Below are 22,855 nucleotides of genomic sequence, written 5' to 3' on the forward strand. Positions count from 1 at the left end.
TTTGTTATAAAAAAACTAGTAGCCTCAAATCTCGCAAAAACAAACGTTTAAAATTCCATCAATGCGACAAGCAACAAAAGTCTCAATAACGAAACACTTGATTCAAATTTGAGACATCATTCATTACTAAACTTTCCTTTGGGGCATAAAAGTAAAGAGTCATCAAAGTGCAAAAAATCGACACTACGTTAAAACGACATTCGGCAGATGCAGATCCATTGGTTCCTTTAATAGGGAACAGTGCGTGCATCAATGAACTTCGTAACAAGCTCAAAAAATACGCACGATGCGACGCAGAGGTGCTTATTCAAGGTGAAACAGGGGTCGGAAAAGGAATGTGTGCTCGTATCATCCATGAGCTGTCCAACAGGCATTCATTCCCATTTGTCGAAGTAAATTGTGGAGCAATTCCGAGTGGACTGATTGCATCTGAGCTTTTTGGTCATGAAAAAGGCGCATTTACAGGAGCTATCTCCGATAGGATTGGATTTATTCAGAAAGCAAATCGAGGCACCCTATTTCTCGATGAGATTGGCGATATGCCGCCAGAATTACAAATACATTTACTCCATTTCCTTGAGAGTAAGCAAATACATAAAGTGGGTGCAGACAATATCATCGACGTAGACTGCCGTGTGATAGCAGCAAGTCACGTAGATCTAAAAAATGAAGTAATACAGGGAACGTTTCGCGAGGATCTGTTCTACAGACTCAATATTCTGCCACTTACTATTCCCCCCCTACGGAAGCGTGGCAAAGACATCCTGACATTATCAGAATACTTCTTGAGTTCTCTTACCAATAAAAGGTCTCAAGGGCTATCAACAGAAGTTAGAAACAAGCTAATGAAGCACAAGTGGCCCGGAAACGTAAGAGAGCTTCGTAATGTGATCCAAAGAGCGATTGTTATGTGCGAAAACAACACTCTACATGTTGCAGATCTCGGTTTAGATACCAGTGAGAGGCAACTTCTTCCCTCTGTCGAACAAATAGATTTGGATTATCTACTAAAAGCGATTGAAGACAACAAGCACAACATGAGTGCCGCTGCGAGACATTTGGGGATCTCCAGAACCACACTCTATCGCTTAATTAAAAAATATAACCTACCCGTCTGATCCCGTTGAACTTCGAGCCTTGATAAACTGTAACGTAACACTGTGTAACAGGTGAATTCTTGTTTATCAATCAGTTAGACAATGGCGTCCATTCCTTAAAATAAAAAAACATACAATTCAACAAGTTGAGTTCGGCATGCTATTTGCCTTATTCATATCAGTCTTCTAGACAAAATATCCCCAAAAACGCGATTTGCCCCCCTCACCATAAATCGCGTATAAAAAAAGCTCCGCTAGAAATAGCGGAGCTTCCTCTTTATAAGCTTGTATAAAAGCAACTTACGCGTTTTGACAAGATGCCATTTTTGACTTTGAAAGCCATGACAAAATCGCACAAACGATAACGAATGTAATCGATGCTGCGATGAAAGAGAACGCAATTGAAGCCGTCATACCAAGAGCAATAAAGCCAACGCATGAAACAAGCGCGACTGATAATGCATAAGGTAACTGAGTTGATACGTGATCGATATGGTTACAACGTGCACCAGTCGATGACAAGATAGTCGTATCTGAGATTGGAGAACAGTGGTCACCGAATACCGCACCAGCAAGAACCGCACTTAGCATTGGTAGCATAAGCGCTACATCTGTTGCGCCAGCCATATCGCCCGCGATTGGTAGCATGATACCGAACGTACCCCATGAAGTACCTGTCGAGAACGCCATTAGACCAGACAGCAAGAATAGGATAACTGGCAGCCAGTGTGGGTTGATGTTGCCTTGTGCCATTGTAGATAGGTAAGAACCTGTCTTCATGTCACCGATAACAGAACCGATAGTCCAAGCAAACACTAGGATTAGGATTGCACCAAACATTGATTTAGCACCAATCCAAAGCGTACGTGCAATCTCAACCATTGGTAAACCTTGCTTCAGCACCGTAAATAGCGCGACAGCAAGACCAAGTAAGCTACCGTAAATTAGAGAAGTACCAACATCAGTATTCTCAAACGCACCTAACAAAGCAAATTCTTTGCCATCTGCTGCTAGTGCTTGACCACCGGTGTAAAGCATTGAAGCAATCGTTGCCACAATAAGCGTAACGATTGGAAGAACTAGGTCAGAAACCTTACCCTTCTCACTTTCACGGATATCTAGCTCTTCATTTAGCTCATGCGCTTCTTGAGTATCATTTTCTTTATCTTTATCGAAACCACGACCTTGAGACGCCGCGATTTCGTGATCACGCATCTTACCAATATCCAAACCAAACCATGCCACTGCGAATACCATTAGCAAAGCAAACACAGCGTAGAAGTTCATTGGGATAAGGCGAACATAAGCGCCTAGTGCAGAATATTCTGTGATGCCATGTGACACCAAGATACCACCGATAATAGTAATGATGTATGCACCCCAGCTTGATGCTGGCATGATCACACACATAGGTGCAGCTGTGGAGTCTAAGATGTACGCTAGCTTAGCGCGAGAGACGTAAAAGCGGTCAGTTACTGGACGAGAGATCGCACCAACAGCAAGACTGTTAAAGTAATCGTCGACAAAAATGAATACGCCAAGGAAAGCTGCAAGAAGTTTAGAGCCACGTTTACTTTTTACGCGTGTTTGCGCCCATTCAGCGAAAGCACGAGTACCACCAGAAAGTGTTAACAACGCTGTTGTCATACCTAAAAGAATAAGGAAGCCAACAATACTCATGTTCCAAGTATTGATACCACCGTCTTCAATAAAGACAGAAGAAACTTGAGAACTAACATAACCTACCGTATTACCGATAGACCAATCGTTAAGAAGTACCGCACCCAGCACGATACCAACACCAAGAGAAACTAAAACACGTCGAGTTAGAATCGCCAGCGTCAGCGCGACAATAGGCGGTAATAACGAAACAGGAGAATGTGCAAAATCTATTAAATTCATGATCTTCAAAAACCAAAGTTTGGCTAGAGATCTACTGCAGACAAGTCACGTAGCATACGGTACGTGCTCATGTTGAACTTAGCGACAGGGAAGCGAACACTTCACCCAACCCTACAGTAGCGCTCCATAGTTTAATGTAAATATACTATGGCAGTGTTGTTCCTTTCAGAGACAACCCCAGCAAGTGGTTTCGATAGCCCCACTTACTTCGGCAATCTTCGCCTTCCACTATTATTCATTGGCATCACCCCAATAATAGCTACTCTTCGAGACTGCACCTCTACGGCAATAACAAACAATTAACCGTTAATCGTACAAATTAACAACAATTTATCTGCAATATTGCATCAGGTGGTTGTCATTGTACCTATGAAGCCTCCCATTGCAACACATCAAACTAAATTAAATGAATAAATAATCGCGATTTCGATTTATAAATGAAATGTGACCAAATCATACATTGCGCAACTGCAATCACTTCAACCTTGTCCATTATGAAACTTTATTACTACTATTAAATACGCCATAGTTTTACGTGCAACAATAAATGAATGAAATATGACAGTGATAGCATTTGCCATCTAATCCTTTTCTGTCAGAAAAAGGGAAATTTAATTCAAGCTATAAATAAACATGATAGCGATCGAGAAAAAGACCGTATCTATTAAGTAAAAATTGTCTGAAGTGGCTAATTAAATTTCAAATTGATTAATTAATATTGTTAGAACCCGAAAAAACTAAAGAAATTTAATCTAAATCATGAATTAGCATTTGCACATATCAGAAAGATAAAGTTAAATATAAGGACTCTATGTTTATTTCTAGATTCACATTTAATTTATCTTATCGATAAGCGATGTAGAATCTTTTAACCTATTAATAGGAATCGTCATGTCAGAGCTGACTAAAACACTTCTAAATATCCGTAGCCTTCGTGCATTTTCTCGTGAGCTGACTCTAGAACAATTGGAAGAAGCTCTAGATAAACTAACTATCGTTGTTCAAGAGCGTCAAGAAGCAGAAGAAGCAGACCGCGCAGCACAAGCTGAGCAAGAAGCTAAACTGGCTGCTATCGCTGAGCAAATCGCTCAAGACGGTATCGATGTTGAAGCGCTAATTAGTGCACTTGCTGGTGAAACAAAAACTAAAGCAAAAACTAAACGTGCTCCTCGCCCTGCTAAATACAAATACACTGACGTAAGCGGTGAAGAGAAAACTTGGACAGGTCAAGGTCGTACACCTTCTGCAATCCAAGAGCAACTAGATGCAGGCAAATCTCTAGATGATTTCCTAATCTAAGAATAGATTTATGAAATTTTAAAAAGGTTCCCTATGGGAGCCTTTTTTATTTGTCTGTAAATAGATACAAAAATGGCGCATTTTGAATGCGCCATTTTTTGCGTATGTAAGAAGTTGGTTAATTCAACAGAATCTATTAACGTTCCCAGTATGCTTCTTCTAAACTATCTTCGCGCTCAGGAAGACCACGAGAAAGACGTGGTGAATGCTGCACTAACACTTCGTAACTCGCACGGTTTGCGTATTTACAGACTTGAGAGAACGAAGAGTAAGTTAAATACTCATTGCTGTGCTTGCTAGAGTTAGGCACATTTTCTTTGTGGTATTTATTTGCAGCCATATCGTGAAGTACTGCTGACAATGCTGCATCACCTGCACCATTAGTATTTTTAATTTTTTCTGGACCACCCATGTATGGGGAGATATGTGAATATACTTTGATCGCATTTTCACATGAGTCTTTCTTTGCAGGTCGGCTAAATTCAAAACGGTTGAATTCGGCAATAGAACCAGGAAGCAGCGGCAACGACGTTTCACGCTTCGCGCTTTCTTCTGTATAACCCGCCATAAATAGACCAACAGGACCTGCTGTACATAACACAAGGTCAGCCCACTCAAGCGTCTTATCCGACGCCGCTAGCGGATCAGATTCGCCCGTTAGCGCTTCCGCTTCGTCTTCATTCATTGCAACAACGGATACATTGTCACGAATAAATTCTTGCCAGAATGTTGGGTCATCTTGAATAACAAATTTAGTTCCTAGTGTTAGTACCACAGGAACATCATGTTTCTTCGCGTATTCAATTGCACGCATCGTTGCTTCCGGCATTGGGTCGCCTTCTTTACAACGAACTAGGTAAGCAGTCAGTACTAACGCAGATGCGCTCTTGAAGATTTTCTCAGGGATGTTGTCTGGGTGAAGTTGGTTCATTTGACCTTCACTGATTGCGAAAGTACGTTCACCATCTTCTGTAATCAGAGCGAAACAGCGACCGATGGCACCTTCAACACCTTGTAGGTAGTTCAGGTCCATACGGCTAGAAGTGTTACATAGGTAGCGGTAACCGTAGCTACCAATTTTGATGTCCTGACTCATTACACCCAAAAGCGTTGAACGGTCATCCGCTAACACAGAATAGTTGTGTAGCGTGTTACCAATTGTGCCACCAGCATACTCATTGGTAATTAAGCATTCTTCTTTTAGCTGTTGGTATAGCGCTTCTGCAGTCGCGTCATCAATTACCAACGAGTGTCCTTTACTCAAACCGTACTTTTCAATCACATCCGTTGTAACTTTCGCTTCAATATCAACCAGCGTTTGGTCAATGCCGATGATGTGAGTGCGCGTCATCTTTTTGCTTTCTTGTGCTTGGCTCACCAATGGGTCACGAGCATGAACAGGAAAATAGTGCTTCGATTTGCGTTGTCCAGGAAATTTCATATTGTTAGTCTGAGTAAGGGGATGAAAAGGAGAACGGATTCTATACCGCCGTCATTAAAGCAGCAATAAAGGCAATTATAGCAAACGTTTGCAGTCCGCTTTTTTCTTTCAATCGCCCTATTCGCCTTCCATGAAACCAAGATCTGGCAGTTGTTCGAGGTGTTCACTGTAACGCTTAAGGTCGAACTCCCCACCGTTCTTCATTACGTCAAAAATCTCAATAGACATAGCACACGCCATCATCGCCACCGCATCTTCACGTGGTGTGCCTGTCATCATTAGACGCATCAGCGTTTCTTTCACCTTAAGTGGATTACCATCTTCAAGTTGATTTTCAACAATTTCAATCAACTCAGCTTCTTGCATAAATTGGTTTTCTTCAGTCATTTGATTTTTCCTCTTGGATTTTTGCCAACTATGCCATATATAACCCTTCTATACTTATCGAATTTAATACTCACGTTCGCATTTGGATAAATTTAAGCCAAAATCGAAGTGTGATTTCGATCTCGGATCTGTCACCGGTCAGTGGATTCTGGTAGAATCTGCGTCCCGTTAATTTTAGTGGTGTTTAGTAATGTCTGATAACAGCCAAAAGAAAGTCATCGTCGGTATGTCCGGCGGCGTTGATTCATCTGTTTCTGCGTATCTTCTAAAGCAACAAGGCTACCAAGTAGAAGGCCTGTTCATGAAGAACTGGGAAGAAGATGACAACGAAGAATATTGTACAGCAGCAGAAGATCTTGCTGATGCGCAGGCAGTATGTGACAAGCTAGGCATCCACCTACACACTATCAACTTTGCTGCTGAATACTGGGATAATGTATTTGAATACTTCCTTGCGGAATACAAAGCAGGTCGTACACCAAACCCAGACATTCTTTGTAACAAAGAAATCAAATTCAAAGCATTTCTAGAATTTGCGGATGAAGTGCTTGATGCAGATTACATCGCAATGGGTCACTATGTGCGTCGTTCTTTCCCAGAAGACGCTTTACCTGGTGAAGAACAGGAAAAACCACAAATGCTACGTGGTCTAGATGGCAACAAAGACCAGAGCTACTTCCTATACACATTAAGCCACGAGCAGATTGCACGTAGCCTATTCCCTGTTGGTGATTTAGAGAAGCCAGAAGTGCGCCGTATCGCAGAAGAGCAAGACCTGATCACAGCGAAGAAGAAAGATTCTACCGGTATCTGTTTCATCGGTGAACGTAAGTTTACGGAATTCCTAGGTCGTTACCTTCCTGCTCAACCGGGTAATATCGAAACGCCAGAAGGCGAAGTGATCGGTCAGCATCAAGGTTTGATGTACCACACATTAGGTCAACGCAAAGGTCTTCATATCGGTGGTCGTAAAGGCGGTGGCGGTAACGAAGACCCATGGTTTGTTGGTGAGAAAGATCTAGAACGTAACGTTTTGATTGCGGTTCAAGGTAAAGACCACCCAATGCTGAAATCAGAAGGTCTACTTGCATCACAACTTCACTGGGTAGATCGTGAGCCAATTCGCGATGTTATGAAGTGCACAGTGAAAACTCGTTACCGTCAGGAAGATATTCCTTGTACAATCATCCCTATCGATGATGAAAACATTAAAGTGATCTTTGACGAGCCACAAATTGCTGTAACGCCAGGTCAATCAGCCGTGTTCTATAAAGATGACGTGTGCCTTGGTGGCGGCATCATCGAGCAACGCATTAAATATTCTCAAGCTTAGGAGTCGTTACGTGGCGAATACACTTTATGACCGTACTATCGCTTTTGCAGGTATCTGCCAAGCTGTTGCTTTGGTTCAACAGGTAGCGAGAGACGGACATTGTGATCAAGATGCCTTTGAAACGTCAATTAACGCCATTTTGAATACTAGCCCAGCCAACACCATCGGTGTTTTCGGTCGCGAAGCCGACCTTAAGCTGGGTCTTGAATGCTTGGTGAAAGGGATTGATAGCACCCCATCTGGAAGTGAAGTCACTCGCTACATCATCAGCCTAATGGCATTAGAGCGCAAGCTATCGAGTCGTAACGATGCAATGTCACAACTTGGTGACCGCATTCAAATGGCTCAGCGTCAAACGGAACATTTTGAATTGCTAGATGATCAAATGATCAGCAACCTAGCGAGCATTTACTTGGATGTAGTCAGCCCTATTGGTCCTCGTATTCAAGTAACTGGTACTCCATCTGTACTGCAACAAACCGCTAACCAGCACAAAGTTCGTGCGTTGTTGTTATCGGGTATTCGTAGCGCAGTACTCTGGCGTCAAGTTGGCGGTAAACGTCGCCACCTGATCTTCGGACGCAAGAAGATGGTAGAGCAAGCACAAATCCTTCTTGCTCGAATGTAATAAGGTATCAAGTAAGCAGCTCGCGTTTATCGCGAGCTCATTTTTTTCGATCAAAACAAATCTCGCGCAAACGTTTGCGCAATATTCGTGACAATTGCCACAGTTATTGGTATAAAGCTCACGAAATTTAGAAACCCAATTCAGGAGAACATCATGGAACTGTCAGCATTGACTGCTGTTTCACCAGTAGACGGCCGTTACGGAAGCAAGACAATTGCGTTACGCGAAATTTTCAGTGAATACGGTCTACTAAAGTACCGTACTATCGTTGAAATCCGCTGGCTACAAAAGCTTGCTGCTACTGCTGAAATTGCAGAAGTGCCAGCGTTTAGCGCAGAAGCAAACCAATTCCTAGACGACCTTGCTGCAAACTTCTCTGAAGAAGATGCACGCCGAATCAAAGAGATCGAGCGTACAACTAACCACGACGTTAAAGCGGTTGAGTACTTCCTAAAAGAGAAAGTAGCAGACGTTCCTGAACTGCACGCAGTAAACGAGTTCTTCCACTTTGCATGTACTTCTGAAGACATCAACAACACTTCACACGCTCTTATGCTTAAAGAAGCGCGTGAGAACGTGATTCTTCCAGAAATGCGTAACCTAATCGACGCTATCAAAGCGCTAGCAGTGGAATACCGCGACATTCCTCTTCTATCTCGTACACACGGTCAGCCAGCTTCTCCATCAACAATGGGTAAAGAAATGGCAAACGTGGCGTACCGTATGGAGCGTCAATTCAAGCAAATCGAAAACGTTGAGATCCTAGCGAAAATCAACGGTGCAGTAGGTAACTACAACGCACACCTTTCTGCTTACCCAGAGCTAGATTGGCACAAGTTCTCTGAAGAGTTCATCACAGAGTCTCTAGGCGTAACTTGGAACCCTTACACAACTCAGATCGAACCGCACGATTACATCGCTGAACTGTTCGACGCTATCGCTCGTTTCAACACTATCCTGATTGACTTCGACCGTGACGTTTGGGGTTACATCGCACTAGGTCACTTCAAGCAAAAAACCATTGCTGGTGAGATTGGCTCTTCAACAATGCCTCACAAAGTTAACCCAATCGACTTTGAAAACTCAGAAGGTAACCTAGGTCTTGCGAACGCTGTATTCGGTCACCTAGCACAGAAACTACCTATCTCTCGTTGGCAACGTGACCTAACTGACTCAACAGTTCTACGTAACCTTGGTGTTGGTGTTGGCTACGCAATTATCGCTTACACTTCTACGCTTAAAGGCATCAGCAAGCTAGAAGTAAACCGCGAAGCACTTCTTGCTGAACTAGACAAGAACTGGGAAGTACTGGCAGAACCAGTACAAACAGTAATGCGTCGTTACGGCATCGAGAAGCCTTACGAGAAACTAAAAGAACTGACTCGTGGTAAGCGTGTAGATGGTGAAGCAATGCGTAACTTCATCGACGGTCTTGAGCTTCCTGAGCACGAGAAAGCGCGACTTAAAGAGATGACACCAGCGAACTACATCGGTCAAGCAATTGAGTTGACAGACAAGCTGTAAGAGAATCGAATAATAAAGAGGGTTGACGTGAAAGCGTCAACCCTTTCTTTATTTTAGGGGGAACGAACTGCACCCTATGCAGCGCAGTGATTCGGAATAATGGATAAGGCTCTATTCATGAAGCGAAGCGTTCTCGAATCTCGAAGACCAGCATTACCAGCATTACCAGCAATTTTATTGCCTCTGAAAAAACAGAGTAATCGTCCCTACTTCGATCCCAAACTTCTTGATCTTAGTGAGATTAAACACGTGCATTTCGTCTTGGCGGTAGAGCCAGTCATCAAATGAAACCGTGATAGTTGAATCATCCATTTTTAGCTCAAAATCGTACTGCCATTGCAGAGCGTTTCCTACCTCTTTGCCCGTAGCGACACCAATAATATCATCCGCTTTCCCCTGATAAGTACCGTCTGCTAGTTTGGTAATGACCCAGATTCGCTGGTCAAGTTCACCATCGTCAAAGACAAAGTCTTCCACCAGCGTCAACTCATTGCCTTCAACCGTTCCAACAATATCGACTTCAAAGCGGCGAGTTTGCTTCTCGGTGTAATCTTGAACCATCCCCCACGCTTTGACATCGCCTTCAAAGTAGCCAAATAGATCAAAAGCCGGTGAGGACGCCTGGTAATTATCTATGTCAGCTGAACATGCGCCGAGTAACGTTGCAGCAGCGACAACCGATGTTTTGATCATTCGTTTTATTATTTTCACTGCCTCACCTGCCCGATCAGTTGTTTACGAAGTTTGGGGAATTCCGTCTGTGGTGATAACCAAATTGAAAGAAAGGCATCATTGAGGTGCTCATCATTCACATAACCAACCGTCTGGTAAGGTTTACTGCCTGCTTGACGATAAATCAGTTGACCATTTTTACCATCGGTAAGGTAGGTAAGCTCATCGCCTTTCTTGATGTCAGGAAACATAGTGTTCAATTCAGAAATCCACTGCTGGCGATAAGCCTGAGTAAAACCCAGCTTTTGCCATTGTTCGTCGGTCACATCAAGTAGCTGGTCTCTACTGATATCGCGCTGATAGTTAATCTCGAGAGCAAATGGATGGGGAGAAATATCACCGGACACCATATATATGCCCTCAGGCGCTTTTAAGCGAGATTTATAGATATCAAACACGAACCAAGTGAGCTGCGCTTCGCCGACAGTTTGCCATTGCTGCCAATCGCTATTTGTTACTCCGTTTGTACTCGTCACACTTTGCGCTTGCAAAGGCACCGCACAGAATAGGGAGGCGACTATTACACTGCTAGTCAGTTTCCGTTTCCAATTTATCTTCCAACTTTTCATTTCCGTACACCTTGAGTATCAATAGCATCATCAAACACCATTCAACGAACAAAATCGCTAGTGTCGCGCTAACGCTGAAACCAAACTCGACAGCCTCAAGCTTACAACCGGCAAAGTAGCTGGCTGTGCCTCCGAGACCACCTACTATTGATACGTAAATTTTGGGGAAACGGTACAAAATTGACTTAAGTTGATAAGCGTACCAAGAGAACAGAACCCACAAACATGTAAGCCATAAGGGTAACCACGTGGTCGGAAATATAAAGACAGAAAATTGCTTATTGAGTGTGTCTAGCACCAAACCCACAAAGACAACCATTGCGATACGTTTGAGAGCGGAGGGCTCCACTCTCCAACAATGTACTATGGTCAGCAATGTAAGTATTAAGGTCAGCGACTGCCACTGATAGGTTCCAAGCACAGCTAAAAACCAGCATAGTTGGAACCAAGTTGACGCTAAAAACACTTTCATGACGAACTACGGGCGCTGAAACGTCATATGAACCGCACTGATCGTGCGAGCTAGAAACCCACCTTCACAGTAACTTAGATAGTATCGCCACATACGTACAAAGCGATCATCGTAACCAAACGCACGCACGTCATGCTCTGATTGATTAAAGCGGTGGTGCCATTCGTTAAGCGTCTTGGCGTAATCCAACCCAATATCAAACAAGTCTCGCGTCACCAGGTCACTGTGTTTAGTTGTTGCTTGGGTGAGTGACGTTACCGAAGGTAAAAAACCGCCAGGGAAAATGTACTTCTGAATGAAGTCGACATTGTTGCTGTAGTAATCGTAACGCTGATCGGCAATAGTAATCGCTTGGATAGCCATCAAACCACCCGACTTTAGCAGGGACTCACACTTCTTGATATAAGAAGGTAAAAATTGCTTACCCACGGCTTCTATCATCTCAATAGAAACAAGCTTGTCATAAGACCCAGTTAAGTTTCGGTAATCTTCTTTAAGCAAGGTGATTTTGTCGGTCAAACCCCGCTCATTTATCTTCTGTTCAGCGTAGGCATACTGTTCTTCAGAAATGGTTGTCGTAGTCACTCGACAGCCATACTGCTCAGCCATATAAATCGCCATTGCGCCCCAACCGGTACCAATTTCAATGACATGGTCGCTAGATTTGAGCTCAAGTTGTTGACACAGGCGTTCCATCTTATTGATTTGCGCCTGCTCTAATGAGTCATCCACTTGGTTGTACAGGGCCGACGAGTACAGCATATTCGTATCAAGAAATGCTTCATACAAATTGTTGCCTAAATCGTAATGAGCGTGAATGTTTTTGCGCGAATTTTCTTGCGAATTGCGATTTGTCCAATGGCTCACCTTATATAACAGCCTCGTTATCCAGTTGCCCTGCTCTTCAAGCTTATCCAGCGCTCGCATGTTAAGCGCCATTAGCTTCATCAATGCTGTCAGATCTGGACTATCCCACCACCCATCCATATAGGCTTCACCCGCAGCGATACTGCCGCCCTGTAGAATTCGGGAGTAGAACCCCGGATGCTTAACTTCAATAGTTGCAGCAACGGGTTCTCCGTTATGCTCACCATTGGGTGTTGAAAAACGTTCGCTACGCTCAGTCGTTTCTGTCTTGAAGCTCTCAATGACCGTTAAGCATCCAATCTCCATCTTTTGCAGACACTGGAAAAGAACTCCACGGGCCGCTTTTTGCGTTGTTGTTAATTCACGCGGCATTGCGATAGAAGTTGTATTTAACATGCAGAGTTCTCCTTATGCTTATTATTTTTCTTGTCTTCACCCACATGGTTTGCTTCGCCCTTACTGGATTGAGCGTATTTTGGATGTGAGTAAAAAGGTGCGCCTTTAATCCACAATTTCAGTGCGTGCCAATAAATACCAACCATTACTTTTACCGTTTGAATCGGCGTAACGATCAAGCATTTCAACAAGGCATTACTTGAAAAGGGCTTGGCTTTCATAGCCATAGTCGCATCAAAATGTTTTTCGCCTTTATGGCATTCCAAATGAATATTCAGCTTGTCTGTTAAAGGTTTGATTTTCCATCGGTACAGTTGGTCGATTGGGTTGAAAGGAGAAACATGAAATGCTTTGTTCTGCTCCCACCCAAACTCTTCATCTTGCTCGTCCTTTGCTACCGCATAATAATGACGTTCATTCCAAGGTGTGTTGCTCACCTCTGCTAGAAGGTACTTCCATTCCCCTTCTTTGTTATAAACGTAGTAGAAATTGACCGGACTGAAATAGAGTCCTAGATAACGTAAGTGACAAACCGCTATCACTTTACCGGTCAAACGAACACCAGCTAGCGCTTCCAGTTTGTCTTGAACCGCAGATTTTACGCACCCTTTTCCACCAATATAATCACTGCGCTTAAAACGTGCCCAATGCCACCATCGCGAACCAAAGCCCCATACTTTTTTCTCTAACGCTTCGAGCTCGTCCACGTCGATGGCTGGCATAAATAGCGAGTAATTCAACTCATGCTTTATAGGCGTAAAGCGACGGTGACGGACGTTGCCTATAAATAATCTGCTGTTCATCTGACTATCCATATCATGCCGCGCCTTTTTCAAAAGGAACCACATTTTGCTCGCGGTACTTTTCTTCTAGCCCTTGAACAACATCGAGTGCGCTACGGACACCATCTTCATGGAAACCGTTGTACCAATAAGCACCGCAGAACCATGTGCCTTGTATACCTTGAACTTCGTCTTTACGTTGCTGCGCAGCGATAGACTCCGTCGTAAATACAGGGTGATGATAAGTGAATGAGCGTAGGATTTTGCTTGGGTCGATTTGTTCCGTACTGTTCAAAGTGACACAGAAAGTATGCTCAGACTGGACATGCTGAAGGATATTCATGTTGTAAGTAAGCGAAGGAAGTCGTTGCTGCTCATCTTCACTACCTTCTAGCAGATAATTCCATGACGCCCACGCTGCCTTACGTTTTGGGAGTAAACGGGTGTCTGTATGCAGTACAACCTCGTTTGCTTGATAGGTCATATCCCCTAGAATTTCCTGCTCGGTTTGGCTGATATCTCCTAGCATTCTCATTGCTTGATCACTGTGACAAGCGAAGATAACGTCATCAAACCAATGTGTTTCTCCATGAACCTGAACACCTACGCCATTTTCAGTTCGGATAACTTTCTCTACAGGGCTGTTTAGACGAATATCATTGGCATAGCCTTTCGTTAGAGGCGTAATGTAAGAGCGAGAGCCACCTTTAACCACGTACCATTGTGGGCGATTTGTAATATCCAACAAACCGTGGTTGAGGAAGAAGCGTAAGAAAAACATAAGCGGGAATGCACGCATATCCGCTAGTGTCGACGACCAAATTGCAGCGCCCATCGGCAAGATGTAGTTGTCGGTAAAGAAAGCACTGAATTTGTGCTCATCCAGAAACGCTCCCAACGTCTGGTTATTAGTTAACTGTTCATTGGCAAAGCTTTTAGCCAGTTTGTTGAAGCGAAGGATTTCAAAAATAAAACGATAGAACTTTGGATTTGCCCAATTTCGTTTTTGAGCAAACAATGTCGATACAGTGTGTCCGTTGTATTCCAATCCATTACCATCGTTTCTGACGCTGAAGCTCATCTGAGTAGGAATGCCTTCAACGCCAATCTCATCCATCATTTCTATGAAGTTTGGGTATGTACGATCGTTGTATACGATAAACCCAGTGTCGATTGCATACTCTTTACCATCAAGACTGACATCAACAGTCGCCGTATGACCACCAACGTAATCATTCGCTTCAAACAACGTCACGTCATGTTCTTTATGTAAGTAATAGCCACATGTGAGACCAGATATCCCTGTACCTACGATGGCGATTTTTTTTCTTCCTGCCGTATTCATGATTCTTCCTTCTTATGATGCGAGTTTTGAGGTAAGCCGAGCTTGCCAGCTATACGGAAGCAACGAGATAAAACGCAGAACACCGGTGAATCTCGCCGGGAAATAAATATGGCTTTTGTTGGCATCCAACTGTTTTCGAATCGCAGTTGAAGCCTGATTGACAGAAACAATCATCGGCATGTCAAACGTGTTTTTGTCAGTAAGTGGCGTTTCGACAAAGCCAGGGAACACCGTCACCACTTTGATACCTTTCTTCTTCAAATCGACGGCTAGCGTACGCGCAAAGTAACTGACGGCTGCTTTTGAAGCGCCGTAGGCTTCAGCACGAGGCAATGCGACCTCTGACGCGATTGACCCGACAATTACGACGCGATGCCCACGTTCAAATTGCCCCTGACACGCTTCGACACAATTGGCCACACCAACGACGTTAACGTTCATAACACGCGCCATGAGTTGCGCATCAACAATGCCATCATCCATGTATTCACAGTCACCGGCATTGAAAATCCAAGTTTCAGGGATAAACGGCAGTTGAGAGAGAGCTTGAATTGTTTCGTCGTACTGAGTCACGTCGAAGCGTAAACTCGACATGTTGGTTGAACCTTTTTCTAGCTCAGCCAATACAGCTTCGTTACGACCACATGCAATCACTTTCCAACCTTCATTGGCATAATCCAACGCGAGCTGTTTGCCAATGCCTGAAGTTGCCCCGGTGATAAGTACTGAGCCACTCATTGTCCTAACCTCTGTTTAATGGTTTTGACGACAGAACCTAGGAGCGGTAGGTTCTCGTAGAGCATTTCGCCCAAATCAAAATAATCACGATGGTAAATGACTTGCCCTTCACAAAACTTAAGGTGGGATACACCATTTACAGATATCGGCGCACCCTTTTGAAGCTTAGGATGTTGTAAATCCATCGTCCAAGTGAGAAACCCAGTTTCTCCGACTTGTTGATGGTCATGGATAACGAAGTCACAGCGAATGACATTGGTGTATAAGGACTGAAAGTAATCGGAAAGTGCAGGCCACCCTTCTAATCGATGGGCTGCATCTTCAAACACCACATCTCGGTGGTAAACCCCTTCAAGCAAATGCAAGTTTGCTTTACTCAACTTCTGATATATGTTGCCAACTGACTGAATGTCCATTCCTTTGCTCCTATACCACATCAAAAGTTGTACAAAAATATCATATGTACAAGATAGACTAATCATGAAAAGTTGTACAAAAATATTTTTGTATAACTTTGTTTCTGAACAGTGATACGTGATGAAGTACAGCAGAGATCAACAGACACAAAAAAAGGCTTGGTTAAAAAACCAAGCCTTTTCAAAATTTTAACTAGCAGTAAGTTGAACTGTTAGCTTCCAACGTGATTAGTATTGTTGGCTACGTAGCGCTGCAATACGTTTATCTAACGGTGGGTGGCTCATTAGAAGTTCTGTCATCGAGCGCTTACCGTTAATACCAAATGCCATCATAGTGCCATCTAGTTGAGATTCGTGGCTCATCTTCAAGCGCTCTAGTGCTGCGATCATCTTCTCTTTACCGACTAATTGAGCAGCCCCTGCGTCTGCGTGGAATTCACGATGGCGGCTGTACCACATGGTTAAGAAACTTGCTAGGAACCCGAATACCAGTTCAAGTACCATAGATACACCAAAGTAAACCATCATGTTGGTACCTTGACCTTCCTCATCATCGTTAGAAGCAACAATATTTGCGATAAAGCGAGATAGGAAGATAACAAACGTATTCACCACACCTTGCATTAGCGTCATCGTCACCATGTCACCATTAGCGATGTGGCTAACTTCGTGCGCCAATACCGCTTCTGCTTCATCACGGGTCATGTTGTGTAGCAGACCGGTAGAAACTGCAACCAATGAATCGTCGCGTTTTGCACCCGTTGCGAATGCGTTGATGTCCGCAGAATCATAAATTGCAACAGTTGGCATACCAATGCCAGCTTGCTGAGCTTGACGTCCAACCGTTTCAAGAAGCCAATGCTCTGTTTCGTTACGAGGACTTTCGATGACCATCCCACCCACAGAACGCAGTGCCATGCCCTTAGACATCATTAACGAAATAAATGCGCCACCAAAACCAAATACAGCAGCCATCACAAGTAGACCAGATAGACTGCCTGGTTGCATTCCAGTTACAGCGTAAACAATATTCAGAACAACACTAAGCACTAGCACAACAGCTAGGTTAGTTGCTAGGAATAACATAATTCGCTTCATTACTTTTCTCCGAGGAAGCTTATCGTTTTTTAAAACAGATGTTTTTTAAACGGATTATTATATGGAACAGGTTTTTATAAGTAACAGAACGCTTGAAAAGCTGATTCCGCTTAGTTTCGTGCTCCGTTGCGTTATAGATATAGTCTATCCGCGATAAAAACAAGGTTAAGCAATAAATTGCAACATTTGTTTTCGAGACTGAAATAATACACACCTTTTTACACTCTTAAATCAGCACTTTAGACCGAGTATAGACTTTGGTCTTATTGTGCGACTATCTGTACGTGCTAGATTCGGGTTAGATGAACGAAACGGGGTTAGCTTTTAGGACAATTAAGCAGCTCCAAACTTCCATGTCTTGAGGGAAAAATCATGGTAGAAACTAACGACTATCAAATGGCTATCGATCTACTTTGTTGTCATCTGGGTATCTCAGAGGATGAGGCAAAGCAACAACTAGGTATTTCAACCGATGCTCAAATGTCAAAGCGCGTTGCAGAAACACAACAGGCGTTGATGGGGCTTAGCCAAGAGAAATAAACTGAACATCGAATCTTACGATTAGACACAAAGGTTTACACGAAAAAAGGGCTGCATTTCGCAGCCCTTTTGGTTTTAACTAAAACCTTATTACTTATACGTTCAGCAACGGTTCAACGTTGATGTATTTGCCTAACTCTTTACGTTTAGCACTTGGGATGTACGGGATCTCACCGAGTTTTGGCGCGTCTAGACGTTCTTCCAACATATCGATGATTTCTGCATAATGCTCTGTGCCCGGATTCACGCGATTTGCCACCCAGCCGACTAGATTTAAACCATCAGCTTTGATGATTTCAGCGGTGAGCAATGCATGGCTCAAACACCCCAGCTTAATACCTACAACCAATACGACAGGTAACTGCTCTTGCTGTACCCAAGTCGACAAGCTGTCTGTATCAGACACAGGCACACGCCAGCCACCAGCACCTTCCACTAGAACAATGTCAGATTGCTCTTTGTGTTGAGCCAATTTCTCGCTCAGTACTTCGTATTTAATTTCTACATGTTCATGTTTAGCGGCGATGTGAGGAGAAGCAGGTAATTCCAAAGCGTATGGGTTTACATCGTCGTATGCGATATCGAGTGTCGCCGCTTTCTGCAGATGCAATGCATCCGAGTTACGCCAACCTTCCGCCGTCTTGTCGCTTCCTGCTGCCACTGGCTTGTAACCAATGGTGTTAAGCCCTTTTGCACCAAGTGCTTGCAAAATAGCTTTAGACGCTACCGTTTTTCCTACATCAGTATCCGTACCAGCAATAAAAAATGCATCAATCATTTAACTATGACTCCAAAACAAACCTGATAACTTGCAGGTAGAAGACCTTGATCGTTTCTAAATGCTTGGTACGCGCGCTCAACCTGCAACAAAGTGCGACGGCTCGTCAGACCATGTGAGCGCCCGCTTACGTGATTTGCACCAATGCCTTTGAGATCACGCATGACAGAAAACGCTGAATCGTACCAAACTGTGATGGGGGTCAAGTCTAGATGATGGTTGTGGCACCAAGATTGCGCTAACGCAATTTTTACCTGATTGTGGGTAATAAAGTTATTCACGTGTTGATATGTATCAATTTTTGACCAAGCCTCACGCAACTCATAAAGCGAGCCATCGACTAGCGTAGAGAAACACCCGCTTCCCCCCACTTTTAAGACACGACGTATTTCTCTTAATGGGTAACTCAAATCTGTACACCATTGTAAAGCCAAACTAGAAAACACGTAGTCGAAGCTTTCATCATCAAAAGGCAAGTTTTCAGCATCAGCCAACTGATAATGCATGTATTCTGAACCACAACGTTGCTTTGCTTTATCTAACATGGCTTGAGAAATGTCACCGCACACTACTTCTGCGCCCCGCTGCTGAAGAAGCTGAGAAAAGTAGCCAGTGCCACATCCTAAATCTAACACACGCTTGCCGGTTAAATTTGTAGGGAGCTTATTAAGTAACCGATGCCCAACGTCGCGTTGAAACGCTGCATGTTTATCGTATGTTTCTGCAGCTTTACCAAATGAAGAGGCAATCGCATCCTTATCTTGGTGAAAGCTCTCTAATGTGACCATTTGTGCTAAAGCGGAAGTTGCATTATCCATTACAGCGCTCCTAATGCTTGCTTCAATGCCATTGAAAGCGTTTTAACTTGTTCATTAGTATGATTAGCAGTAAGCGTAATTCGAAGACGAGACGTCCCTTTCGGTACCGTCGGAGGACGAATAGCCGTCACCCAAATACCGTTCTGACGACAAGCACCTGCAACTTGCAAAGCCAAATCAGATTCACCAATCAAAAACGGCTTAATCGATGTTTGAGTCTCAACAAAACCGTCAAGATCACTGAGATTGTCTCTATACACTTTCCCCAACTCTGTCAGTTTTTCACGCCGCCACGACTGCTCTTGAATCATCGAGACAGCATGCGTCAGCGCATAGGCTTGCGCTGGAGGTATCGCCGTAGAATACACATGGTGACGAGCAAATTGAGTTAAAAAATCCCCCGTTGCGCGATCACATAAAATGGCTGCACCAGACATTCCAAATGCTTTGCCGAAGGTCACGATCAATATCTCGGGCTTAACCGCCGCCAATTCACATGAGCCACCGCCAGATTCCCCGAGAACACCGATACCATGAGCGTCGTCTACAGCAAGCCATGCATCATGATTACTGGTGACATCAGCGATATCAGCAAGTGGGGCACAGTCACCGTCCATGCTGAACACCCCTTCGGTAACCACAAGATTGTTATCTTCAGCGCTTATGAGTGATGAAAGGTGCTCGATATCGTTATGTTTGAAGCGCTTCATTTTAGCTGGTGACAACGCACCAGCCTCCATCAAAGAGGCATGGTTCAAACGGTCTTGGAGCAATACGTCTGATTTTTCTAGCAGAGTAAACAGCAGCGCTTGGTTAGCACTGAAACCAGAGCCAAATAGGATTGCCCTCTCGTAGCCCAGCCATTCAGTTAGCGCCGCCTCTAAATTGCCATGCGCCGCACTAAACCCCGTAACCATTGGAGAAGCACCGCTGCCACTGCCATATACGCTCAAGCCTTGCTGCCAAGCACGGACAAGTGCTTGGTCATTTGCCAAGCCCAAATAATCATTGCTTGAGAAATTGATGTAACGTCTGCCTTCGTGCTCCAAAATTGATTGGTTACCAGCAAACACCACATTCATGGAACGACTCAGCCCTCGCGTTTTACGCTCAGCAAGAGCGGATTCGATACGAGATTTAAACGCTGGCATCGTAGAAAAGATCGTCTTTTGTCGGGCGAGCAGCAACGCGCTCTACGACGCGATCGAGTAGCTCGTTTTCTTCGATTTCATCAGGTTTTTGAGACACCTCTTGGCTGTTAATGCCAAGCTTCTTAAACAACATCATGTCTTTGTCTTCAGAAGGGTTTGGTGTAGTTAGAAGCTTGCAGCCATAAAAAACAGAGTTAGCGCCGGCCATAAAGCAAAGCGTTTGCATTTGTTCGTTCATGTTTTCACGACCAGCCGATAAACGGACTGCGGATTGAGGCATCATGATTCTGGCAATGGCGATCAAACGAATAAAATCGAACGGTTCAACGTCATCAACTTCTTCGAGTGGTGTGCCCTTCACCTTTACTAGCATGTTGATTGGTACACTTTCAGGATGCACTGGCAAGTTAGCCAATTCAACCAACAAACCTGCTCGGTCATGTGCACTTTCACCCATACCAATGATACCGCCAGAACAAATTTTCATACCTGCATCACGAACGTGAGAAAGCGTGTCTAAGCGGTCTTGGTAAGTACGTGTGGTAATGATGTTGCCATAGAACTCAGGTGAGGTATCGAGGTTATGGTTGTAGTAATCCAGACCTGCAGTAGCCAATTGCTTAGCTTGATCTGGCGTTAACATACCTAACGTCATACAGGTTTCTAACCCCATGTCTTTCACACCTTTGATCATATCGGTCAAATGTGGCATGTCGCGCTCTTTCGGGTTTTTCCACGCAGCCCCCATACAGAAGCGGGTCGAGCCAGCGTTTTTCGCTTTTTGTGCAGCGTCGAGCACACGCTCAACTTCCATCAAACGTTCTTTTTCAATGTCTGTGGTGTAGCGAGCACTCTGAGGACAGTACTTACAATCTTCTGGACAAGCACCTGTCTTAATCGACAAAAGCGTGCTTACTTGAACATGGTTGGTTTGTTGATATTGACGATGAACAAGCTGCGCTTCGAATAGGAGATCCATGAATGGTTTTTCCATGAGATCGCGCACTTCAGCATGCGTCCAGTTATGACGAACTTCCACGTGTATTCCTTTAATCACTTTTTTTGTTGTGTTGACAGTCTACTGAGTCTCGATAAACTGTCAACACAACATAAAACAACAAAGTTTACATTTGGTTATTTTTTAAACTTAATTATTATTGGAATAGCACATGGATCTCGCCTTCGACCGCCAGCATATCTGGCATCCTTATACTTCGACGTTGACACCTCTGACCTGCTACCCAGTTGCATCAGCAAATGGCGTGCGTATTAAATTGGAAGATGGCACTGAGCTTATAGACGGGATGTCTTCTTGGTGGTCGACAATCCACGGTTATAATCATCCGCACTTAAATCAAGCGGCTCACCAGCAAATCGAGCAGGTCTCTCATGTGATGTTTGGCGGGATTACCCATCAACCAGCAATCAATTTGTGTAAGAAACTGCTGTCCCTCGCACCAAGTAACCTTGAACATGTCTTTCTTGCTGATTCTGGCTCCGTTGCCGTAGAAGTGAGCTTGAAGATGGCACTACAATATTGGCATGCCAGGGGCGAACACCGACCAAAGTTTCTCACTTTACGACACGGTTATCACGGCGATACTTTTGCGGCAATGTCGGTTACCGATCCTGACAACTCAATGCATTCTCTCTACAAAGGCTTTTTGCCTGAACATATCTTTGCGGAGTCACCAACTTGTGGTTATTGGGATGAATGGAAATCAGAAGACCTTACTGACTTCGAGCAAAAGATAGAGACGCACCATCAAGAACTTGCTGCGGTGATCCTAGAACCTATTGTTCAAGGCGCAGGTGGAATGCGCATCTACCATCCAGAATTTCTCAGAGGTGTGCGTAAGCTTTGCGACAAATACGGCTTGTTATTGATTGCAGATGAGATCGCAACTGGGTTTGGACGCACTGGCAAATTGTTTGCCTGCGAACATGCAGATATTCAACCAGACATTCTGTGTGTCGGTAAAGCGCTCACTGGAGGTTACATGACCCTCTCAGCGACCCTAGCTAGCAAACACGTCGCAGATACCGTTTGTGGCGGTGATGCTGGGTGTTTTATGCACGGCCCAACCTTTATGGGCAACCCACTCGCCTGTGCTGTTGCCACCGCAAGTTTGGAGTTGGTTGAGCAAGGTAATTGGCAGCAACAAACCCAACAAATAGAAACGCTGTTTTCCGAGCTGCTGCCAAAACTTGAAACATACGACTTGGTGAAAAGCACCCGTTGGCTAGGTGCTATTGGCGTTGTGGAAACGTATAGCCCAGTAAATATGGAAACCATCCAAGCTCTCTTTGTTGAGCACGGTGTTTGGATTCGTCCATTTGGCAAACTGATTTATATGATGCCACCGTTTATCAGCAAACCAGACGAAATTGAAAAGTTGGTTAATGCGATTGATGCTGCTTTGCAACGCGAAGATTGCTTCGCTTAATTCGTTCTCGGTTAACGCAGGACACTGTGACAAAAAGACAAATAAGAACGGTTTGAATTGCTACTCAAACCGTTTTCTTGTCATTGGCTCAAGGA

General features: G+C 44.0%; 23 protein-coding genes and 1 riboswitch. Of the genes, 7 read left to right on the plus strand and 16 right to left on the minus strand.

Annotated elements, in window-relative coordinates; translation table 11 throughout:
- The first annotated feature begins 161 nt into the window (after positions 1 to 161).
- Positions 162 to 1,118, plus strand: a complete 957-nt coding sequence (locus tag QMY49_RS08690) for a sigma-54 interaction domain-containing protein (RefSeq protein ID WP_199480101.1) — start codon at positions 162 to 164, stop codon at positions 1,116 to 1,118.
- A 279-nt stretch (positions 1,119 to 1,397) separates the two neighbouring features.
- Here the strand turns inward: QMY49_RS08690 and tet(35) are convergent, their stop codons facing one another.
- On the minus strand, positions 1,398 to 2,999 hold the full coding sequence (gene tet(35) / locus QMY49_RS08695) for a tetracycline efflux Na+/H+ antiporter family transporter Tet(35) (protein WP_047513512.1): 1,602 nt from the start codon (positions 2,997 to 2,999) through the stop codon (positions 1,398 to 1,400).
- Between the two features lie 109 nt (positions 3,000 to 3,108).
- Positions 3,109 to 3,290: riboswitch (Lysine riboswitch) on the minus strand.
- Between the two features lie 600 nt (positions 3,291 to 3,890).
- Here tet(35) and QMY49_RS08700 point away from each other — a divergent pair.
- Positions 3,891 to 4,298, plus strand: coding sequence for an H-NS family histone-like protein (locus QMY49_RS08700; RefSeq protein ID WP_005450770.1), 408 nt, complete (start codon positions 3,891 to 3,893; stop codon positions 4,296 to 4,298).
- Positions 4,299 to 4,434: 136 nt separating this feature from the next.
- Here QMY49_RS08700 and QMY49_RS08705 read toward each other — a convergent pair whose 3' ends face one another.
- Together QMY49_RS08705 and QMY49_RS08710 are read right to left on the minus strand one after the other, a co-directional pair.
- The gene (locus tag QMY49_RS08705) at positions 4,435 to 5,739 is read right to left on the minus strand and encodes an inosine/guanosine kinase (RefSeq protein WP_005450773.1); all 1,305 of its coding nucleotides are present in this window, start codon (positions 5,737 to 5,739) and stop codon (positions 4,435 to 4,437) included.
- A 117-nt stretch (positions 5,740 to 5,856) separates the two neighbouring features.
- Positions 5,857 to 6,126 (minus strand): hypothetical protein, encoded by a 270-nt coding sequence (locus QMY49_RS08710; protein WP_005450775.1) that lies wholly within the window; start codon positions 6,124 to 6,126, stop codon positions 5,857 to 5,859.
- A 190-nt stretch (positions 6,127 to 6,316) separates the two neighbouring features.
- Here QMY49_RS08710 and mnmA point away from each other — a divergent pair, with 190 nt between their 5' ends.
- From mnmA to purB, 3 genes are all read left to right on the plus strand, one after another.
- Positions 6,317 to 7,459 carry a tRNA 2-thiouridine(34) synthase MnmA gene (mnmA, locus tag QMY49_RS08715; protein WP_005450776.1) on the plus strand — a complete coding sequence of 381 codons (1,143 nt, stop codon included), beginning with the start codon at positions 6,317 to 6,319 and terminating at the stop codon, positions 7,457 to 7,459.
- 10 nt (positions 7,460 to 7,469) lie between these two features.
- Entirely contained in the window at positions 7,470 to 8,087 is a 618-nt protein-coding gene (gene hflD / locus QMY49_RS08720) for a high frequency lysogenization protein HflD (protein WP_017819156.1), read from the plus strand.
- Positions 8,088 to 8,240: 153 nt separating this feature from the next.
- Complete coding sequence (purB, locus tag QMY49_RS08725; protein WP_152163532.1) at positions 8,241 to 9,611, plus strand: adenylosuccinate lyase; 1,371 nt, start codon at positions 8,241 to 8,243, stop codon at positions 9,609 to 9,611.
- Between the two features lie 174 nt (positions 9,612 to 9,785).
- On the opposite strand, the gene QMY49_RS08730 is transcribed toward purB, so the two are convergent.
- From QMY49_RS08730 to htpX, 9 genes are all read right to left on the minus strand, one after another.
- On the minus strand, positions 9,786 to 10,304 hold the full coding sequence (locus QMY49_RS08730; RefSeq protein WP_005450780.1) for a DUF3833 domain-containing protein: 519 nt from the start codon (positions 10,302 to 10,304) through the stop codon (positions 9,786 to 9,788).
- A 14-nt stretch (positions 10,305 to 10,318) separates the two neighbouring features.
- Entirely contained in the window at positions 10,319 to 10,912 is a 594-nt protein-coding gene (locus QMY49_RS08735) for a chalcone isomerase family protein (RefSeq protein ID WP_045488203.1), read from the minus strand.
- The gene (locus QMY49_RS08740) at positions 10,872 to 11,384 is read right to left on the minus strand and encodes a DUF2878 domain-containing protein (RefSeq protein ID WP_050903429.1); all 513 of its coding nucleotides are present in this window, start codon (positions 11,382 to 11,384) and stop codon (positions 10,872 to 10,874) included. The genes QMY49_RS08735 and QMY49_RS08740 overlap by 41 nt, the downstream gene beginning before the upstream one ends.
- Before the next feature lie 6 nt (positions 11,385 to 11,390).
- Positions 11,391 to 12,647, minus strand: a complete 1,257-nt coding sequence (locus QMY49_RS08745) for an SAM-dependent methyltransferase (protein WP_283311044.1) — start codon at positions 12,645 to 12,647, stop codon at positions 11,391 to 11,393.
- Positions 12,641 to 13,462, minus strand: a complete 822-nt coding sequence (locus QMY49_RS08750; RefSeq protein ID WP_283311046.1) for a DUF1365 domain-containing protein — start codon at positions 13,460 to 13,462, stop codon at positions 12,641 to 12,643. Before QMY49_RS08750 ends, QMY49_RS08745 begins: the two co-directional genes overlap by 7 nt.
- A 1-nt stretch (position 13,463) precedes the next feature.
- Entirely contained in the window at positions 13,464 to 14,774 is a 1,311-nt protein-coding gene (locus tag QMY49_RS08755; protein WP_017188202.1) for an NAD(P)/FAD-dependent oxidoreductase, read from the minus strand.
- Positions 14,775 to 14,786: 12 nt separating this feature from the next.
- Positions 14,787 to 15,512 (minus strand): SDR family oxidoreductase, encoded by a 726-nt coding sequence (locus tag QMY49_RS08760; RefSeq protein ID WP_283311048.1) that lies wholly within the window; start codon positions 15,510 to 15,512, stop codon positions 14,787 to 14,789.
- Positions 15,509 to 15,928: a nuclear transport factor 2 family protein gene (locus QMY49_RS08765; protein ID WP_005450787.1), complete on the minus strand. Its 420-nt coding sequence runs from the start codon at positions 15,926 to 15,928 to the stop codon at positions 15,509 to 15,511. Before QMY49_RS08765 ends, QMY49_RS08760 begins: the two co-directional genes overlap by 4 nt.
- Positions 15,929 to 16,156: 228 nt before the next feature.
- Positions 16,157 to 17,026, minus strand: a complete 870-nt coding sequence (gene htpX / locus QMY49_RS08770; RefSeq protein WP_005450788.1) for a protease HtpX — start codon at positions 17,024 to 17,026, stop codon at positions 16,157 to 16,159.
- Positions 17,027 to 17,398: 372 nt separating this feature from the next.
- Between htpX and QMY49_RS08775 the strand changes: the two genes are divergently transcribed.
- Positions 17,399 to 17,566, plus strand: coding sequence for a hypothetical protein (locus QMY49_RS08775; RefSeq protein ID WP_005450789.1), 168 nt, complete (start codon positions 17,399 to 17,401; stop codon positions 17,564 to 17,566).
- 94 nt (positions 17,567 to 17,660) lie between these two features.
- Here the strand turns inward: QMY49_RS08775 and bioD are convergent, their stop codons facing one another.
- The 4 genes from bioD to bioB are packed head-to-tail and all read right to left on the minus strand — an operon-like array spanning position 17,661 to position 21,352.
- Positions 17,661 to 18,344, minus strand: a complete 684-nt coding sequence (gene bioD / locus QMY49_RS08780) for a dethiobiotin synthase (RefSeq protein ID WP_009698190.1) — start codon at positions 18,342 to 18,344, stop codon at positions 17,661 to 17,663.
- Positions 18,341 to 19,162 carry a malonyl-ACP O-methyltransferase BioC gene (gene bioC / locus QMY49_RS08785; RefSeq protein WP_283311055.1) on the minus strand — a complete coding sequence of 274 codons (822 nt, stop codon included), beginning with the start codon at positions 19,160 to 19,162 and terminating at the stop codon, positions 18,341 to 18,343. Before bioC ends, bioD begins: the two co-directional genes overlap by 4 nt.
- Entirely contained in the window at positions 19,162 to 20,313 is a 1,152-nt protein-coding gene (gene bioF / locus QMY49_RS08790; protein WP_283311057.1) for an 8-amino-7-oxononanoate synthase, read from the minus strand. The genes bioC and bioF overlap by 1 nt, the downstream gene beginning before the upstream one ends.
- Entirely contained in the window at positions 20,300 to 21,352 is a 1,053-nt protein-coding gene (gene bioB / locus QMY49_RS08795; protein WP_005450797.1) for a biotin synthase BioB, read from the minus strand. Before bioB ends, bioF begins: the two co-directional genes overlap by 14 nt.
- Positions 21,353 to 21,482: 130 nt before the next feature.
- Between bioB and bioA the strand changes: the two genes are divergently transcribed.
- Positions 21,483 to 22,760, plus strand: coding sequence for an adenosylmethionine--8-amino-7-oxononanoate transaminase (bioA, locus tag QMY49_RS08800; protein ID WP_283311061.1), 1,278 nt, complete (start codon positions 21,483 to 21,485; stop codon positions 22,758 to 22,760).
- Positions 22,761 to 22,855: the final 95 nt, after the last annotated feature.

It is taken from the genome of Vibrio harveyi, assembly GCF_030060435.1.
Taxonomy (GTDB): domain Bacteria; phylum Pseudomonadota; class Gammaproteobacteria; order Enterobacterales; family Vibrionaceae; genus Vibrio; species Vibrio harveyi.